General features: G+C 35.8%; 16 protein-coding genes. 5 read left to right on the top strand and 11 right to left on the bottom strand.

The features are described 5' to 3' along the window. Nucleotides 1-191 precede the first annotated feature (191 nt). Together ACM6F9_RS15335 and ACM6F9_RS15330 are read left to right on the top strand one after the other, a co-directional pair. A complete protein-coding gene (locus ACM6F9_RS15335) occupies nt 192-653 on the top strand; it encodes a lipocalin family protein (protein ID WP_414846508.1) in 462 nt (153 codons plus the stop codon). A gap of 65 nt (nt 654-718) precedes the next feature. Continuing rightward, complete coding sequence (locus tag ACM6F9_RS15330) at nt 719-1375, top strand: GDSL-type esterase/lipase family protein (RefSeq protein ID WP_414846507.1); 657 nt, start codon at nt 719-721, stop codon at nt 1373-1375. Between the two features lie 54 nt (nt 1376-1429). On the opposite strand, the gene ACM6F9_RS15325 is transcribed toward ACM6F9_RS15330, so the two are convergent. Beyond that, nucleotides 1430-2782 carry a DEAD/DEAH box helicase gene (locus ACM6F9_RS15325; RefSeq protein ID WP_414846506.1) on the bottom strand — a complete coding sequence of 451 codons (1353 nt, stop codon included), beginning with the start codon at nt 2780-2782 and terminating at the stop codon, nt 1430-1432. A gap of 443 nt (nt 2783-3225) precedes the next feature. Between ACM6F9_RS15325 and ACM6F9_RS15320 the strand changes: the two genes are divergently transcribed. Further along, complete coding sequence (locus tag ACM6F9_RS15320) at nt 3226-4608, top strand: DUF3472 domain-containing protein (RefSeq protein ID WP_414846505.1); 1383 nt, start codon at nt 3226-3228, stop codon at nt 4606-4608. Between the two features lie 71 nt (nt 4609-4679). Here the strand turns inward: ACM6F9_RS15320 and ACM6F9_RS15315 are convergent, their stop codons facing one another. After that, a complete protein-coding gene (locus ACM6F9_RS15315; protein WP_414846504.1) occupies nt 4680-6326 on the bottom strand; it encodes an ABC1 kinase family protein in 1647 nt (548 codons plus the stop codon). A 210-nt stretch (nt 6327-6536) separates the two neighbouring features. Here ACM6F9_RS15315 and ACM6F9_RS15310 point away from each other — a divergent pair, with 210 nt between their 5' ends. Then, nucleotides 6537-6701 (top strand): hypothetical protein, encoded by a 165-nt coding sequence (locus ACM6F9_RS15310; RefSeq protein ID WP_165790479.1) that lies wholly within the window; start codon nt 6537-6539, stop codon nt 6699-6701. 57 nt (nt 6702-6758) lie between these two features. On the opposite strand, the gene ACM6F9_RS15305 is transcribed toward ACM6F9_RS15310, so the two are convergent. Next, on the bottom strand, nt 6759-8267 hold the full coding sequence (locus tag ACM6F9_RS15305; RefSeq protein ID WP_047383509.1) for a carbon-nitrogen hydrolase family protein: 1509 nt from the start codon (nt 8265-8267) through the stop codon (nt 6759-6761). Between the two features lie 89 nt (nt 8268-8356). Between ACM6F9_RS15305 and ACM6F9_RS15300 the strand changes: the two genes are divergently transcribed. Beyond that, complete coding sequence (locus ACM6F9_RS15300; protein WP_414846503.1) at nt 8357-8743, top strand: hypothetical protein; 387 nt, start codon at nt 8357-8359, stop codon at nt 8741-8743. A gap of 608 nt (nt 8744-9351) precedes the next feature. Here ACM6F9_RS15300 and guaA read toward each other — a convergent pair. The 8 genes from guaA to ACM6F9_RS15260 form a co-directional block, all read right to left on the bottom strand. Then, nucleotides 9352-10881, bottom strand: coding sequence for a glutamine-hydrolyzing GMP synthase (gene guaA, locus ACM6F9_RS15295; protein ID WP_414846502.1), 1530 nt, complete (start codon nt 10879-10881; stop codon nt 9352-9354). Between the two features lie 133 nt (nt 10882-11014). Further along, nucleotides 11015-12253 carry a phosphoribosylamine--glycine ligase gene (purD, locus tag ACM6F9_RS15290; RefSeq protein WP_414846501.1) on the bottom strand — a complete coding sequence of 413 codons (1239 nt, stop codon included), beginning with the start codon at nt 12251-12253 and terminating at the stop codon, nt 11015-11017. Between the two features lie 89 nt (nt 12254-12342). Then, a complete protein-coding gene (gene purH, locus ACM6F9_RS15285) occupies nt 12343-13860 on the bottom strand; it encodes a bifunctional phosphoribosylaminoimidazolecarboxamide formyltransferase/IMP cyclohydrolase (RefSeq protein WP_414846500.1) in 1518 nt (505 codons plus the stop codon). Between the two features lie 142 nt (nt 13861-14002). Continuing rightward, a complete protein-coding gene (gene purN / locus ACM6F9_RS15280) occupies nt 14003-14566 on the bottom strand; it encodes a phosphoribosylglycinamide formyltransferase (RefSeq protein WP_414846499.1) in 564 nt (187 codons plus the stop codon). A gap of 75 nt (nt 14567-14641) precedes the next feature. After that, the gene (purM, locus tag ACM6F9_RS15275) at nt 14642-15634 is read right to left on the bottom strand and encodes a phosphoribosylformylglycinamidine cyclo-ligase (RefSeq protein WP_414846498.1); all 993 of its coding nucleotides are present in this window, start codon (nt 15632-15634) and stop codon (nt 14642-14644) included. A gap of 282 nt (nt 15635-15916) precedes the next feature. Next, nucleotides 15917-16468, bottom strand: a complete 552-nt coding sequence (locus ACM6F9_RS15270) for an NADPH-dependent FMN reductase (RefSeq protein ID WP_414846497.1) — start codon at nt 16466-16468, stop codon at nt 15917-15919. Nucleotides 16469-16505: 37 nt separating this feature from the next. Then, nucleotides 16506-17234 carry a pirin family protein gene (locus ACM6F9_RS15265; protein WP_105701565.1) on the bottom strand — a complete coding sequence of 243 codons (729 nt, stop codon included), beginning with the start codon at nt 17232-17234 and terminating at the stop codon, nt 16506-16508. 308 nt (nt 17235-17542) lie between these two features. Further along, a complete protein-coding gene (locus ACM6F9_RS15260) occupies nt 17543-19075 on the bottom strand; it encodes a GMC oxidoreductase (RefSeq protein ID WP_414846496.1) in 1533 nt (510 codons plus the stop codon). Between the last annotated feature and the right edge of the window lie 222 nt (nt 19076-19297).

Raw genomic sequence — 19297 nt, 5'->3', positions numbered from 1 at the left:
CGCTGTTTCGAGGTTTGGAGGTAAGTGTTTATACTCATTTTCAAACTGAAAAAATATGATCAGAAACTCTCATCTCATATCGCAACATTCATAAAATTATTTAATTTACAAACATTCGTTTAAAAAATCGTTATTTCATTACAAATATTTCAAATTTATTTATATTTTAGCATATTCTTAAATTTGTGAAAATGAAAAAACAGCTACTTTTATTTGCCTTTTCTGCCTTGGCGCTTACTTCTTGTAAAGATGACAATCTTGAAGCTTACGATATGGATATCATGAAGGGAGATTGGAAGGAAGTTAAAAGGGAAGTAATTTCCGGAAAAGATAATAAAACAGTGCTTTATTCTGAAGTTGTAACAGGATGTGCAACCAAAAATACTCTTTTCCTAAGAACAGACTATTATGTAAGCTATACAGCGTATACAGGAAGCGGTGCAGATTGTACTCCATCTCCGAAAACTGAAGGAAGATATACCTACGATGCTGATTCAAAAGTTATTGGAATTAAGCTTGGCGACGATAGCTCAGTAAACTACAGAGTGGATGTTTTGACAGGCAAAGATTTAAAACTGGCTCAGCAATCAGGAATCTTTGATATGAATGGAGATAAAGTTCCTGACATCCTTTACGTTACCTACAAAAGATAAAACATAAAGCTCCCGTTAATCGGGAGTTTTTTATTATTTTTATATCTAATTTAAAACTGAATATAATGAAGAAGATTCTAACAGCATTTCTATTGCTGTGCTTTACTATTGCCTTTTCTCAGGAAAATAAACCTATGTTCTGGCAGGATATCCAGGAATTCAAAAAACTGGATCAGCAAAACCCGCCACAAAAGGATGCTATTCTATTCCTGGGAAGCTCGTCATTCACCAAATGGACTGATATAGCAGATTACTTTCCTGGCAAAACAATTATCAACAGAGGATTCGGGGGATCAAGACTTACAGATCTTAACGATTTTGCGAATGACCTTTTAGCTCCCTACCAGCCTAAGCAAATCATTATTTATTGTGGTGAAAATGACTTTGCAGATAATCACCAGCTTAAAGCAAAAGTGGTAGTTGACCGATATAAAACGTTCTACAAAAAGATTCGTGAGAGATTTCCAACTATTGAAATAGATTATATATCGATCAAATATTCGCCAAGCAGAGAAGTGATCTGGCCTCAAATGAAAATAGCCAACAAAAAGATTGCTGCCTTTATGAAAAAAGAGTCCAATGCAGAATTCATTGATGTTACAAAGGCAATGGAAGATGCTAACGGAAATGTAAGAAAAGATATTTTTGTGGAAGACATGCTTCACTTTAAGCCGGAAGGATATAAAATCTGGACGAAAGTGATTACTCCTTACCTGAAATAAAAATTAATTCCTCATACCATAAAAAAACTCCCGGTTCGCCGGGAGTTTTTTATTTTATTTCTTTCTTTTCGATTTCGAAATTGCTTTCTGCTGAGATCTGTTAGCTCCAAACTTCTTAGGTGCTTTTCTTTTGGAAGGTCCACCCCAGTTTTCTTTTGTATTTTTAGCTTTCTTCTCGTGGAATGCGCCCCCTCCATCATTCAGTTTTACCTGAGCAGGATTTTTCATGACTACCTGATCTTCTTCAGCGGCGATCTTTTTAGGATTAATCTTAACATCTTCAGGGAATTCATTAAACTTCAGTTCTTTATCCATCAATAGCTCAATGTCAAGAATTAAAGGCTCTTCTTTTTTAGTAACAAATGTAATAGCCTTTCCTTCTTTGTCTGCTCTACCCGTTCTACCAATTCTGTGGATATACTGCTCCGGAATATCAGGTGTTTCAAAATTGATTACATGAGTAATATTTGAAATATCAAGACCTCTTGCCATTACATCCGTTGTAATCAAACCTCTGATTTCTTCATTCTCAAAGCTTTTCATAGCCTTCAATCTGTAATTCTGAGATTTATTGGAGTGAATCACATCAAATTGTTCAGGGAAAAGCTCATCAATTTTAGTAAAAAGAAGATCTGCATGCTTTTTATTATTATTAAAAATCAACACTTTAGACATATCTGTATCATTCTTCAGCAAATGTTCCAATAAGTTGACCTTTGTATTGAAGTTTTCTACTTTATAGCCTGTCTGTTCAATTTTTTCAAGCGGTGTACCCGATTTTGCCAATGAAATTTCTATCGGATTTGCAAAATAGACATCCAGCATGTCATCTACAGCTTCTGTCATGGTTGCAGAGAAAAGGATATTCTGTCTCTTCTCTTTCATCATTTCAAAAATATGGGTAAGCTGTGGTCTGAAACCTAAGTTAAGCATCTCATCAAATTCATCAATGATCAATTTCTGAACTTCTTTCAGGGAAATAGCATTGTCTATGGCAAGATCCATCACTCTTCCCGGTGTTCCTACCAAAATATCACAACCATCATTGAACAATAGTTTTTGAGTATTTATATTTTTCCCACCGTATATTCCGATTACTCTTGCAGTAATATTTTCTGTCAGTTTCTCAAGGATTTCAGTTACCTGCACTACCAATTCTCTTGTAGGAACAAGCACCAAAACAGTTGGATTTCCTGTTTTGCTATACTTCCATGTTTTCAGAACGGGTAAAAGGTAAGCTAATGTTTTCCCGGTTCCGGTTTGTGCAATTCCCATAACATCTCTACCCGAAAGAATAGGTTTTATGCTCTTCTCCTGAATCGGTGTAGGTTCAAATAATTCCAAATCCGCTAAAACATCAAGAATTTTAACCGGAAGGTCAAAATCTGCAAAAGTGAGTTTTTCCATTTTGCAAAGATAGGTAATTAATTTGTAGAAGGAAGAATCATGAAAAGCAGAAGAATTTTAAGTAAAAAATATAAAGCACAATACTTCCTTAAATTGTCAATCTAAACATTTCTCATTCCCATTATCCAAATATGAAATAACATGATTAAAATACATAAAAAATATAGTTTAGAATATGGATATTAAAAATCTTACAATGACATTTAAAGTGAATTTCTCAAATTTGGGTTCTGATTCTGAAACAAAAAGATCACAATTCTGATCACACCAATTATACAAATTCTATAAACATTAAAAAAAAAAGAATATAATCAATAATAAATAAAAAAAACAATTAATTATTTAATTAAAAATTAAAATAATTAAAATTTGATAGAAAAAAAAATAAAAAAACCACATAAAAGTAATATTTTAATAACCATAAACAATAAAATTTTAAGATTATGAAAAAATTTACTTTTATATTATTTCTATCTTTAATAACCCCATTTTGTTTTTCCCAAAATCGGGCTCCTTCCTGCTGGTTAAAATACCATGATAGTTTTCAGGGAGATATATTGGTTAACACGATTCGAGTAGATATCCCCTCTCCATTATATACTTATTATTGTGCACTTCAATGGAATGCGGGGCAAGAAGGTGGTGGATATTGCGGTATTCAGGATCATCCAAATGGCCATAATTTTATTTACTCTATATGGAATTCTCCTTCTACCAATCAACCCATAACAGCTGCTTATGTAGCATCCGGCACGAACACGGAAGCATTTGGCGGGGAAGGTACCGGTTTAAAATCCTGGAATTTTAATCTTGGATGGAATACACAGCAATGGTACTCTTTTGTAAGCCGGGCATGGAATAGTAATGGGCATACTATGTTTGGATACTGGATATATAAGCATACAGAAGGACAATGGTTTCACCTTGTTACGATGGATTATCCGGTGCCTAATGTAAAATTTAATGGCGGTACAGGGTCATTTATTGAAGACTGGTTGGGAAATGGTTCAAATGCGAGAACAGTTGGTCATAAATACGGATGGAAGCGAAATACAAACCTATCCTGGAGCTCATTTTCACAGGCTACCTTTGAAAGAGTGAGCCCAGACCCTGGTGCTGCAAATTATATTAATAAATACAACGGAGGTATAGAAACCAATACTCATTATTTTATGAAAACAGGAGGAACAACGACACCTGTTAATAATGTTTCCGGAGCTATTCTTAATTTGAACAGCAATGACGCTGCCCCTAATCTTTATTTCCAAAAGGGAGAAGTATCTAACCTTTCTTTAGTCAATACAGGACCCAATATCAATTTCACATGGACGACCAATATTACTAAAGTACCTCAGTTTTCGTACCATATAGAAGTTTATAATAATCCGGCATTTACCGGAACTCCTATTATGCAAATGAGCGAAAATATTCCGCATAAAAGAAATCATACCCTTAATATTAATTCATTACCTAATAATTCAATCTATTACGTAAAATTTTATATCACGGATATTTTTGGTAACCAGTCAAGCATTCTATTTCAAAATTTCACTAAAGGAACATTAAATGTTAGTGATGTAAGCCACAATAATACGGAAGTTAAATATTTTCCAAATCCAACAGACAGGTATATAAATATAGAGTTCGGTAAATCTCAACGAGATATCGAGTTAGAAATTTTGGATATTTCCGGGAAGCTTTTAAAGAAAGAGTCTTATCAGAATATATCTAAGATAACTGTTGATCTGGCAAAATTCAAACCCGGTGTCTATCTTTTAAAGACAAAAGGGCAAAACGATCAGGTTTTCAAGGTAATCAAAAAATAAAATATAAGTTTTATCTAAATAGATGCAACAGAAAATAAAATAGTCAGGGCAATTCTCGTGCCCTGACTATTTTATTTTCTGTTGACTCTTAGCAAGAGAATTAAAATCAAAAATAGAGAAAAGATAGATCCTAGTATAGCCACCAAAGACAGCTCTCCTATTCTGGGGCCGGATTCTGAAGAAAAAACAATAGCCGTTGCAATAATATTAGCCCCTAAAATCATAGCCAGAATCAGATTAATCACACTAGATTTGATCAATTGGTTGGTTTTGTCTATATTTTTGATCTCACTGGAAACGGTGAACTTGTTTTCATCCAGTTTTTGAAGGACGGAACGAAGCTCTTTCGGGATTTCATCCACATTATCTGTGAAATTCATCATTCGATCCATTCCTGTTTTTAAAAGATTTTTAGGACTAATTTTCTTTGTGAAAATTTTCTTTGTATAGGGATGAAGACTTTTTACAATATCCAGATCCGGATTAATACTCCTTCCAACACCTTCTATCAGACTGATTCCTTTAAATAAAAGATAAAAATAATCCGGCATATAAAGCCTGTTGTCTTTTAAAATATCCTTCATCTTGTTGATGATCACCTGCACATTGATATCCTGTAATGATGAGCTGTGAACGAAATTCAGGATATCATCCACATCATTTTCGAATCTTCTTTCATCCGGAATTTCATAGCTTATCGCCATTTTTTTGAGTGAACGGACTATTTTATGAGAATTTTTGGCAACAAAACTTACAATAAGATTTTCAAGGATTTCCTTATCGTTAGGCTGAATTTTTCCAACCGCACCAAAATCAATGAAAACAATTTTACCGTCTTTTTTTACTAAAATATTCCCGGCGTGAGGATCAGCATGAAAGAATCCGTAATCTAAGATTTGGGAAACAAAAAGCCTTAACCCAGCTTCAGAAACTTTTACAGGATCAATATTATTAGCTAATAGAACTGATTTGTCGGTAACTTTTATTCCATCGATGAATTCCATACAAAGAATATTGTTGTTGGAAAATTCTTCATAGACCTTCGGAACATAAGTTTCTTTATTGTTTTTAAAATTAAGGCGGAACTGCAGAATATTATTTCGTTCATTTGTCAAAGAAACCTCTTCCAGCAATGATTTTTCAAAGGTAGAAATCGCCTGTTTCATATTAAGCTTCTCTCCTATTTCCGAATAAGCAGAGATCAGTTTTTCAATATCTTTGATTAAAAGCAAATCATCTTCAATGACTGACTGGACATCGGGTTTTCTGAGCTTTAAAATAACAAGGCTCCCATCTTTTAAAACAGCTTTATAAACTTGTGCAATGGAAGCTGTAGCCAGAGGTTCTTTCTGAATTTCCAGGAAATAATCTTTAACAGAAATATTGAATTCACTTTCCAATGCTTCTTCCACGTCCATATCAACTGTTTCCACTTTGTCCTGAAGTTTTTGCAGCTCCTGAATCAATTCCGGGGGCAAAAGGTCTTCCCTGTTACTGAATGACTGACCAAGTTTCACAAAAGTAGGTCCCAACTCTTCCAGCGCCAGTCTTATTCTTTCGTAAACGGTTCCTTTTGAAATGATCTCGTCCGAACTGGAAGTTTCTTCCTGCTTATTCCCTCCGTTCATTCTTGCCAGCATATCTTTAAATCCATATTTGCTCAATACGGAAATTAGTCTTGCGGATCTTTTCAGTTTTCTTTGTTGCTTATCAAACATAGTGTATCAATAGTAGGTGCAATTTACTCCAAAAATTGTTCCTTTATGAAAAGAATAATTACACCGCCACCAACATATAAAATTAAAAACAATAACACATAATCAGTATTTTAGAGAATCATATTCATCATAATAACAAAAACACATCACATATTACAAAAATTAATATATTTACAACGTACAAATAAAACAAACCAAAAGTATTAGAACATGAAAAATTTACGTAACAACAAACTTTCAAGAGAGCAATTAAAAGGGATTGCAGGAAGCGGAATCATTATCGGAAACTGCTCTAACCAATGCTGTCCAACAGATGGAAGACCAAGATGTCCAAGACTGATCTGCCCTGCTGTAGTATGTCCTGAGTACATGTAATTCACTCAAAGAAATTTTAGGTAAAATAAAAACAGAATGCTTTCGCATTCTGTTTTGTTATTTAAGATAGGTTTCGTACAAATCTTTTCTGCGGTCTTTCATCACCTGAACAGATCCGTTGTGATGGAGGTCTTTTAACAGATTCAGATCTACGTCTACAATCAAAGTCATTTCAGTATTGGGCGTAGCTTCTCCTTTCACGGCATTGGATGGGAAGGCAAAATCAGAAGGGGTAAATACGGCAGCCTGACCGAACTGGATGTCCATATTATTGACCTTCGGAAGATTTCCTACACAGCCGGCAATGGCAACATAACATTCATTTTCTATAGCTCTTGCGGCAGCACAGTGGCGTACTCTCATATACGCATTTTGAGTGTCTGTCAGATACGGAACAAACAGGATTTTCATCCCTTGATCTGCCAGGATCCTTGGTAATTCCGGGAATTCTACGTCATAGCAGATTACAAGTCCTATCTTACCACAATCAGTATCAAAAACTTTGATTTCATTTCCGCCTTTCATTCCGTAATATCTTTTCTCGTTCGGGGTAATGTGAATTTTTCGGTATTCATCCATACGACCGTCACGGTGAAGAAGGTAGCTTACGTTGTACAAATCATTATTTTCATTATCAAAAACAGGCATACTTCCGGAAATAATATTCACGTTGTAGCTGATGGCCAGTTCTGAAATTTTATTTTTGATCTGTTCCGTAAGTTTAGCCAGTTCTATCATACTGTCTCTTTCGGAAAGATTGTTAAAAGGAGCCAGCAACGGCGTGTTGAACAGTTCCGGGAAAAGGACAAAATCAGATTTATAATCTCCCATCACATTCACGAAGAACTCTACCTGCTCATAAAAGGCTTCTATGTCTTTAAAAGTCCTCATCTGCCATTGTACCAATCCAAGACGGATGATACTGTCCTGCATTGTGTTTGGCTTTCTGCTGTAATAGATGTTATTCCATTGCAAAAGAACTGCGTTTTCTCTGGAAGCTTCATCTTCCGGAAGGTATTTTTTCAGGATCCTTATCGGAAGAAAGTTATTGGAAAGCTGGAAAGACAATACCGGATCATAAATCTCTTTATCTCTTACTTTTCGGATATATTCTCTTGGAGAAAACTCGTGACTGTATTTGTGGTAATTCGGGATTCTGCCGCCCAGGACAATCGATTTCAGGTTTAATAATTCACAAAGTTCTTTTCGCGCATCATACAACCTTCTTCCCAAACGTAATTCACGGAACTCCGGGTCTACAAAAACTTCGATTCCATACAGAACATTTCCCGTGGAAGTATGGGTATTGAACGTATAATTTCCCGTAATATCACTATAGGTATGGTCATCCCCGAATTCATCGTAATTCACAATGATGGAAAGTGCTACAGCAGCCAATTTTCCGTCAACGGTGATACAAATCTGGCCATTAGGGAACATTTTTGTAAGCTTATCAATACTTTTTTTGGACCAAATGGATTCCGACATTTGCGGGTAGGCCCTTTTCATCGTTTCCGCCAGCTCATTATAATCCTGAAGGGTCAGGTTTCTTGTTTCTATTTGCATTTGATGTAATTTTACTTAAATTTAGTGAAAATATTTTACTTACATCCTTATACAAAGTACTTCCCAACTATTTTACACAAAATTTAACAGTGGATATCACCGAAACTTTACAAACAGCAATTCATTCAAATAAGTACTGGAAACATTCTGATTTCAGTACTGTAATCGAGACACTTACACGTCATTATAGTATTGATATAGAAATGGATATAGAAAAAATATCTGTTCTACACCTGGAAAATAAAACCATCGGATATCTCTGTTTAAATTATCCTCTGATTTTTATCGAAAGTCAATATGCTTTACAAGTAAAAAATATTCTTCATTCATTTCATGATATAGAATACATTATTGTTGATACCCTCTCTAATCCATATCTATCTGTAAATCCTGATATTTACAATGTTTATTTTGACTTTATGGAAAATTTGAATGCTTTTTCTGCTGAAGATTTTTATTTTTACAATGTCAATTAAAAATCATTCTCGTCCGATTAAATGAAAAGATAATTAGCAGGCCGCTCCTCTGGAGCTTTATTTTTATGAAAACTTCTTTTTTTCTACTAACAGCAGATCCCAACGGGATCAAATCCAGCTCCACTGGGAGCTAAATTGTTAATAGGAAATATTTGTTTTAAAATTATAACTCCGGAGGAGCGACCTGTTAATTCATGCTGTAAACATTGATATTCCCAATGTATTTATACTTTTTATCGGAGAGTAAGATTATATTAAATTTTTATCAGCTGATGAAACCATACGCAGTAACTTTACTCATAAGTATCACCACTATTTTTATTCTAAGAATTTTTTATTCAGATTCGTCACTCAACATTTCACATAATTTAAACTTGTTTTCAGTATCTGAAATAAAACCTGCGGATGCAAAAAATTTTATTTACTTTTATTTAATGGTGGCAATGTTTGTAAATTATGTTATTTTCCATAAGCATATCCTCTTTAAACTGGTATATTGCTTGTTAATTGTTATCAATATTATCCTGATCGTTTTTTCATTAAAACAGTTTTAACAAAAAATCCCACCCAAAAACGGGTAGGATTTATATTTTAATTCAAGTCAAAGATTATTCCCACTCAATGGTTGCAGGTGGTTTGCTTGAAATATCGTAAGCTACTCTGTTGATTCCTCTTACTTCGTTGATAATTCTGCTTGAAACAGTATCTAAGAATTCATAAGGAAGTCTGCTCCACGTTGCTGTCATAAAGTCGATCGTGTTTGCAGAACGAACTACAGCTGTATATTCATAAGTTCTTTCATCACCCATTACTCCTACAGATTTTACCGGAAGAAGTACTACAAACGCCTGAGATACTTTTTCGTAAAGGTCATTTTTGTATAATTCTTCGATGAAGATATCGTCAGCTTCCTGAAGGATTCTTACTTTCTCAGCATCAACCGCTCCCAATACTCTGATTCCAAGTCCTGGACCTGGGAAAGGGTGTCTGTATACCATGTGGTGAGGAATCCCTAATTCTTCTCCTACTCTTCTTACTTCGTCCTTGAAAAGCTCTCTTAATGGCTCTAATAATTCGAATTCCATATCTTCAGGAAGTCCTCCAACATTGTGGTGAGATTTGATTACTGCAGATGGTCCGTTTACAGACTGGCTTTCGATAACATCAGGATAAATAGTACCTTGAGCAAGGAATTTAGCACCTTCAATTTTGTGAGATTCTTCGTCAAATACATGGATAAATTCGTTTCCGATGATTTTTCTCTTCGCTTCAGGATCATCTACTCCTGCTAATTTTGTAAGGAATCTATCCTGAGCATCTACCATTTTAATGTTCATATGGAAATGTTCTCCATATTGATCCATTACTTTCTTGCCTTCATCTTTTCTCAATAATCCTGTATCTACGAAGATACAAGTCAACTGATCACCGATTGCTTTGTGGATCAAAACAGCCGCTACAGAAGAGTCTACACCACCAGAAAGTCCAAGGATTACTTTGTTGTCTCCTACTTTCTCACGGATTTCTTCAACTGTTTTTTCGATATAGTTGGTCAGTTTCCAGTTTTTCTCTGAGTTACAGATTCCGAAAACGAAATTTTCAAGCATTTTTCCTCCTTCTTCTGTATGAGAAACTTCCGGGTGGAACTGCACACAGTAGATTTTACTTTCTTCATTAGAGATAGAAGCAATTACTCCTGATTTTGCGTTTAATTCAAAACCTGCAGGCAATTCTCCTACTTCGTCAAAGTGGCTCATCCAAACTACAGAGTTCTGAGTAACTCCTTTCAATAAAGAGCTCTCTTTAACGATCTCAAGGTTTGCTTTACCGTATTCTCCTTTTTCTCCTTTGTTTACTTTACCTCCTAAAAGGTGAGCCGTCATCTGCATTCCGTAGCAGATTCCCAACACAGGAACTCCCTGTTCGTATAAAGCTTTTTCAACCAGGTGAGCATTTTCTGCATTTACAGAGCTTGGTCCACCAGAAAGAATGATTCCTTTTGGCTGTTTTGCTAAAATATCTTGTAGTGGCGTATTGTAAGGCAAAATCTCAGAATATACACCCATCTCACGGATTCTTCTTCCGATAAGCTGGTTGTACTGGGATCCGAAATCTAAAATAATAATACCGTTGTTCATTGTTGATAATTGATTTGTTTGAAAGAGATCAGATTTCAGATTTTTGTTCTGATGTCTGGAATCTTGTTCTTAATATTAACTGTTTTACAAAAAAAGACTTGGAATGGCTCCAAATCTTTTTTCGTGATTTTTATTAAAACTTTCCGATGTCTTCTCTGTAGAAGCCGTAATCGAAATGTACATGACTTGCATCTTCGTAAACTTTTTTGCGGGCATCTTCGAAAGTAGCTCCTGTAGCTACAATGTTCAGAACTCTACCACCATTGGAAACCACTTTGTCTCCTTTGCTGATTGCTCCTGCATATAATAGTTTACTATGTTTCAGTTTATCTTCTCCTGTAATTTCGAAACCTGTTTCGATGTTTCTTGGATAACCTCCTGAACACATTACAAGACAAACTGCTTTTTCGTCTTTAAATTTAAGCTGAATATCTTTTCCATCCATACAGTCCTGGATCACATCAAGAAGATTGTTTTCCATAAGTGCCATCAATACCTGAGTTTCAGGATCTCCGAATCTCATGTTATATTCAAGAAGGTAAGCTCCGTTTTTCGTTACCATCAATCCGAAGAAGATAATTCCTTTAAATCCGAAACCTTCAGCTTTAAGACCTTTAATAGTAGGCTCTAAGATATTTTTCTCAAAATCTGCATAGTGCTCCTGAGTAAATTCCGGGCTTGGTGCGATGGAACCCATACCTCCTGTATTAGGTCCTGTATCTCCATTTCCGGCTTTTTTATAGTCTTTCGCTGCTACACATGGGAATAATTTATCTCCATTAGAGAAAGCAATGATAGACGCTTCAAAACCTTGTAAATATTCTTCAATAACTAAACGAATACCAGCATCTCCATAGATTCTTCTGATCATGAAATCATGGATTGTAGCTTCAGCTTCTTCCAGAGTATCACAGATTACCACACCTTTTCCTCCAGCTAAACCACTTGCTTTAACTACTAAAGGATACTGCTGTGTCTTTACATACTCTATAGCTTCGTTATATGAATCAAATACCACAGCTTTAGCTGTTTTGATATCATAGGTCTGCATAAATTTCTTAGAGAAAGCTTTACTTCCTTCCAGGCTTGCTACTTTTTGAGTAGGCCCGAAAACTTTAAGATCATGCTTTTTAAATTCGTCTTTGATACCCGCTACAAGAGGAGCTTCCGGACCTACGATCGTAAGATCAATCTTTTCTTTAATGGCGAAATCTCTAAGTTCTTTGATTTCCGATAAATGAACATTTTTCCCTATTACATCGGTAGTAGCATTCCCGTTGGCAAAAAACATTTTAGAAATTCTTGAGTCATTCTGAAGCTTTGCCGCTAAAGCAGATTCTCTACCGCCTTCACCTATGATTAATATTCTCATACTTTATATTATTATCTAGTCTATTTTACAAATATATAATTTTGAATGCTAAAAATACAATCCCTAATTATTTTTTAATTCTATTTTAATTAGTGGAAAAAGTGTCTAACACCTGTAAACATCATTGGAATATTGTGCTCATTTGCAGCCTCAATACTATCCTGATCTTTTACACTTCCACCTGGCTGAATAATCGCCTTGATACCTTCCTGAGCGCAGAAATCTACCACGTCACGGAATGGAAAAAACGCATCTGAAGCCAATACCAAATCTCCGGAGAATTTTTCTTTAGCTCTTTCGATAGCCTGCTGAGTCGCCCAGATTCTATTTACCTGTCCGCCTCCGATACCGAATGCCTGAATTCCGTTGGAAACTACGATTGCGTTAGACTTCACATATTTTACTACTCTCTGAGAGAAGAGTAATGCTTTTTTCTGTTCTTCTGTAGGCTGTACTTCAGTTACCACTTTGATATCATCTGAAAAGTGAAGGTCATTATCCTGAACAAGGATACCACCGTCTACTTTCACCCAAGTCTGTTTGTCTGAAACCGGGTTTACGATTTTGATGATTCTTAAATTTTTCTTTTTTCTTAAGATTTCAAGAGCTTCTTCATCAAATTCAGGAGCCATTACAATTTCAAGGAAAGTTTTGTTTAATTCTTCAGCTGTAGCTGCATCGATTTTATAGTTCATTGCAACAATTCCGCCAAAGATAGAAACCGGATCACATTCAAATGTTTTCTGGTAAGTCTCCAATGCTGAAGTTCCGATTGCCACTCCACAAGGGGTAGAGTGTTTTACGGCACAACAAGCCATTTCTTCTTTGAACTCCGTTACCACTTTCCAGCAAAGGTCCATATCACGAAGATTGTTGAAAGAAAGTTCTTTACCACCAAGCTGTTCAAAGTCTTTCATTGCTCCATTCTCGAAAGTAGAAACATAGTAAGCTGCTGTCTGGTGAGGATTTTCTCCGTATCTTAAGTCAGCCACTTTTTTGTAAGAAGCATTCAAATAAGTAGGATATTCTTCATCTAAAAGCATTCTTGAAATAGCTGCATCATACGCAGAGGTAAGGTTGAATACTTTTCCCGCAAGCTTTTTACGGGTTTCGATGTAAGTATCCCCGTTTTGTTCCATTTCAATTTTTACTGCTGCATAATCTTCAACATCAGTGATTACTGTTACAGAATCAAAGTTTTTAGCTGCAGAACGAAGCATTGAAGGACCTCCGATATCGATAAACTCTACTTTTTCATGTAAAGAAATGTCTTTGTTTACATTTTCAAAGAAAGGGTAAAGATTTACGATCACCATGTCAATCAGATCAATTCCGTGCTCCTGAACGGTTTTCATGTGCACTTCGTTGTTACGAACAGCCAGCAATCCTCCGTGAACTTTCGGGTGTAAAGTTTTCACTCTTCCGTCCAGCATTTCAGGGAAATTGGTTACCTCATCAATCTGAATAGGATTTAAACCAGCGTCTTTCAAATGTTTGAACGTTCCTCCTGTAGAGATCAACTCATAATTCTGAGCTTCCAAAAACTGCGCGAATTCTATTAATCCACTTTTGTCAGAAACACTGATTAAAACTCTCTTTTTACTCATTTTACTTTCGATTTTTTACTTTTTACAGCTATTTCAAACTGTGTCCGGGTCTTTCACCTCCGAACTTACTTTTATTTTACTTAGATTTTTCTATTTTCCTGTCAAAAATTAAAAATTTTGACACCTTTCCAAAGGAAAGGAATTAGTTTCCCAGGACCTTATTGATCGCTATCGGAAATATTTCATATTCAATCTGGTGAACTTTCTGAGCCAGGGTTTCAGGAGTATCATCGGCGGTTACTTCAAAAGACTTCTGAAGAATAGCTTCTCCCTCATCAATGCCCGGTGTTACAAAATGTACAGTCGCACCACTCTCTACTTCTTTGGCTTCAATAACTGCATTGTGAACGTTCATTCCCCACATTCCTTTTCCTCCGAATTTTGGAAGCAAAGCAGGGTGAATATTGATTATTTTACCATTCCAGTTTTCACAGAATTCAGATTTCAAGATGGATAAAAATCCGGCCAATACGATCAAATCTGTATTTTCAGGGATTACTTTAGCCAGCTCACTGCTGAAATTCTTTCCTCTTGGAATCAATATGTTTTCTATATTGTGATTCTTTGCTCTTTCCAGCCCGAAACATTCTCTGTCTGCTACAACTAAAGTTACTTTTGCATTCTGGATTTCTCCGGAATCAATAGTATCAATGATTCTTTGCAGATTGGTTCCTGAACCAGATACGAGTACAACGATGTTCTTCATTATTCAGATGTTAGATGTCAGATTTAAGATTACAGACTTACCGTCTGATGCCTAGGGTCTGAAATCTGATGTCATTTAAAATTTCAAATCAATTTTCTCTGCTCCTTCAGTGATTTCTCCGATTTCGTAAGCATCATCAAGAAGATTTAATACTTTTTCAGCATGTTCATCATCCACAACGATTACCATACCTACCCCCATATTGAATGTTCCGTACATTTCCTCACGAGCTACTTCACCTCTCTTTTCAAGCTCAAGCATAACACTAGGAATTCTGATTTTTGATTCGTCAATAGAAGCACAAAGTCCTTCAGGAATAATTCTTGGAACGTTTTCGTAAAGACCGCCTCCTGTGATGTGAGCAATTCCGCTTACTTTTACTTCTTCCAATACCTTGTGAATATCTTTGTAGTATAGTCTTGTAGGAACTAAAAGGGTCTCGTATAAAGGTTTTCCTTCAAATTCTTCTTCGAAGTTCGGGAATACTTTTCTTACTAAAGAGAATCCGTTTGAATGGAATCCTGAGCTTGGTAATGCAATAATTTTGTTACCTGCTTTGATGGTAGAACCATCAATAATCTGATCTTTTTCTACAATTCCTACACAGAATCCTGCAACATCATAATCTCCCGGCTGGTACATTCCCGGCATTTCAGCAGTTTCTCCACCAATCAGAGCACAGTTGTTATCCTTACAAGCGGCAACCATTCCTAAAACGATTTCGGCAGCGATTTCTGAATCAAGCTTTCCGCAAGCCAGATAATCCAGAAAGAATAAAGGTTTTGCTCCGTGACACAGAATATCATTGGCACACATTGCAAAGCAATCAACACCAATAGAATCATATTTTTTAGTATCTAAAGCTACTTTCAGCTTTGTTCCTACTCCATCTGTTCCTGATACAAGAACCGGATTTTTGTATCCACCGATCTCATAGAAAGCACCAAAACTTCCCAAGTGGTTCAGTACATTGGAATTGTGGGTTTCACCGACCGCTTTTTTGATCTTGTCAACCGTTTTGTATCCTTCTTCTTTGTCTACTCCTGCTGATTTGTAAGTGTTGCTCATGTCTGCTTAGATTTTTAGATATCGGATTCAGATTTCAGATGATTAATTGTCTTGCACCTGGTATCTTGTGTCTTCTTATCTTTTAATATTTCAATTACTTTTATACTTGATTTTAGAAAACAAAAAAGCCGACAATCTTTTCAGATTATCGGCCGTTATTTTATCTCAGAATTTCAGAGCCCACAATTTTCCCTTTATGAGAAAAACATTGTTTATAGGAGGTCTGAATTTTCATCTCTTTTCTTTTTGCAAAAATAGTAATTTTAAATGAATATTCAAATTCTATTTTTCAAGGATGGTTTCAATAGCCGCAATCTTCTTTATTTTCTCTTTCAACTCACTGATTTTCTCTTCATTAGAAATTTTTTGAGCTGTTTTATCAAAGTTATCATTAAAGAATGGAAGTGAAAAAGTTTCCACCACATTTCCTCCGTGGAAAGGAAAACGCTTTGATGCAGCTTCTAAAACTCCTGCTCCACCTCTACCTCCCGGAGACGTAGACATCAATAACATTGGCACTTCATTCCAAACTGTTCTGTCTTTGATTCTCGATACCCAGTCGAACACATTTTTAAATGCTGTAGAGTATGTTCCGTTGTGTTCTGCCAAAGCTACCAACAATACATTAGCACCGTCAATTTTAGCGGCAAAATCATGCGCTTCCTGAGGAACACCACCTGCTAATTCTCTTTCATGTTTATAGATTGGCATTTCGAAAGGATTCAAATCCACTACTTCTACTTCTGCATTTTCAAATAATGTTGATGCGTATGCAACCAACTGTTTGTTCATTGAAACTTCTGAGTTGCTTCCTGCTATTGCTAAGATTTTCATATGTGAGGTTTATTTTTAAGATTACAAATTTAGTTTTTTATTTAAGATAAGAAGGCAGTTCCATTGGGACTTCCATTAATAATACTTCGGTATCTTCCACAGCTTCGATATTAAAACTCTGGGTATCCCAGATTCCCAATCCGTCTCTTTCATTCAGAACACGGTCTCCTATTTTAGCACTTCCTTTTAGAACAAATGCATAGACTCCGTTTCCTTTTTTGTTGAGCATATAATTCTTACCGTTTCCTTTTGTAAAATTAGCTAGATTGAACCATGCATCCTGATGAATCCATACTCCGTCATCATTTTTATTGGGAGATAAGATCTGCTGGAATCCATTGATTTTTTCACCTTCTTTGATACTTTTCTGATCATATCTTGGTTCAACATTCTGCTCTTTCGGGAAAACCCAGATCTGAAGGAATTTTACTTCTTCATCTTTGTTTTTATTGTATTCGCTGTGCATTACACCGGTTCCTGCACTCATCACCTGGATTTCGCCTTTTTTGATCACCGCTGTAGTTCCCATTGAATCTTTATGCTCCAGATCTCCTTCCAAAGGAATTGAAATAATTTCCATGTCTCTGTGCGGATGTGTTCCGAAGCCCATTCCTTGCGAAACGGTGTCATCGTTCAATACTCTTAAAACACCAAAATTTGTTCTGTCTCTGTTTTGATAGTTCGCAAAACTGAATGTATGGTAAGAATTTAACCATCCGTGATTGGCATGGCCTCTTGAATCTGCTTTATGATATACTGTTTTCATTTCTGTGATTATTTATAGTACAAATGTACGGGATGTGGATGCTTTAAAAGTTGATGTAGGGTAAGAAAGGAAATCCAGGAAGTAAAAAGGGTGTGAGAGCTCAGAAAATGAAGATTATTTATAAATTGGATACACAAAGGTTTTATCTGCGATAAAATTTTATACTGGATGTTCTTTACTAACAGATTTAAAGGATTGCAGATTATATGAATAAGCATAAACATTTGTGTTATCTGTGAAATTTGTGGGAGACTATCAGATTCTGAATACTAATTATAGATTTAAGTTTTGGCTAAAATCCGCTTCTATTAAATTTTAAAAAGAGTGTTTTTAAGATGCTCTCCTACTCTCAATGCCATTGCAGCAATTGTCAATGCAGGATTTACTGCTCCACTGGAAACAAAAAAACCGCCATCTACAATATAAAGATTTTCAAGATCATGCGCTTTACAATAAGTATCTACTACTGAGTTTGCCGGATCAAGTCCCATTTTTGTTGTTCCATTTTGATGAGCCGGAGAAGCAATATCCATTCCTTTACTGAAATAATATCCTTTAAACAGGAAGCTTTCAAACTTTCCGGATGCTTTTAAAGCTTTAATTAATTCTGATTTAAGAAATTCATGTCCTTTTTGATTGTTATCTGTATAGCTGAGTTTAATCTGTCCGTTTTCTACTGTTACTCTGTTTTCAGGATCCGGCAGATCTTCTGAAGTCATCCAGAAATCGACAGCATGTCTGGCCATTAATTCAAAAGTGAATCCCGGTGCTGCAACCGGACTATCAGCCTTAATCTGATGTTCATCTGATTTTCCCAGCATCTGTATATGTCCTAAAGGAAATTCGTACTGAGTGGTTGCATGGTAGAAATCATTAATTCCAAATGTCTTCCCAAATTTTGTAGGATTGGGTTCTGTGTAGAGTGCAATCAACGCAGTATTCTGATGAAACATATAATTTCTTCCTACCTGATCTGAGGTATTGGCAAGTCCGTTAGGAAATTGCTCGCTTTTACTTTCCAGCAGAATTGCCGCTGAATTGATGGCTCCTGCAGAAAGAATCACAATATCGGAAGTTAATGTTTTAGTTTCACCATTTTGCTCTATAATCACCTCTGTAACTTTCTGTCCTGAACTATCGGCATTGAGTTTTATTACTTTTGAATTGATCATCAACTCCACATTAGGATATTCAAGTGCTTTTGATAATGCACAAATATGAGCATCTCCTTTTCTTTCGGAAGCATCGGGAAAACCATCAAAGCGATCGAGTGCATAGGGAGCATTAGCTGCAGTATGAGGTGTAAAGTTTACTCCGATAGGCAATTCAAAAGGATGTAAGCCATAATTTTTCAGTTCATCAAAAATTTCCTGGATTCTGGGTTCATGTGGTAATGGAGGATTAGGATAGGGTTCCGCATCGAAAGGTTCCGTAGGATCTGAGCCTCTTTTACCATGTACATGGAACAGTTGTTCAGCTTCCAGATAATACTCTTTCAAATCTTCATATTGAATTGGCCATGCCGGTGACAGCCCTCCATAATGCTTTATTTCCTTAAAATCTTCTTCTCTTAACCGGAACAAAGCAGCTCCATAGAACTTGGTATTTCCCCCTACATTATAATGCATTCCGGGTCTAAAGCTCTCTCCATTTTTATCCAGCCAAAGATCAGTAGTTGTATATCTGTTTTTCTCAAAAACCTCCTCAGAGTTCCAATTTTCTTTTTCTACAGGAACATATCCTCCTCTTTCCAAGATCAATATTTTTTTACCGCTGTCGGCCAGTTTATAGGCCATCGTTGAGCCTCCAGCTCCAGTTCCAATAATGATAATATCGTACATTGTTTATTATTTGGTGTATCTAATTTAGAGATTAAAAAAGCAGAATAAGCTTAAAAAAATATTAAATCTCAATTGATAATATAAATAATTGATAAAAAAGTAAAATGGATCTTCCAGGATTTTGAAAGCTGCAAGCCGGGAACCTAAAATTTACAGGAAAGAACGGTTTGGCCAAAGCCAGTTGATGGTTACTTAAAGAGAAAGCGGGCTAAAGCCCGCTCC

The sequence above is a fragment of the Chryseobacterium sp. IT-36CA2 genome, from assembly GCF_949767875.1.
Lineage (GTDB): Bacteria > Bacteroidota > Bacteroidia > Flavobacteriales > Weeksellaceae > Chryseobacterium.
This window is presented reverse-complemented; position numbering and strand designations above follow the sequence as displayed.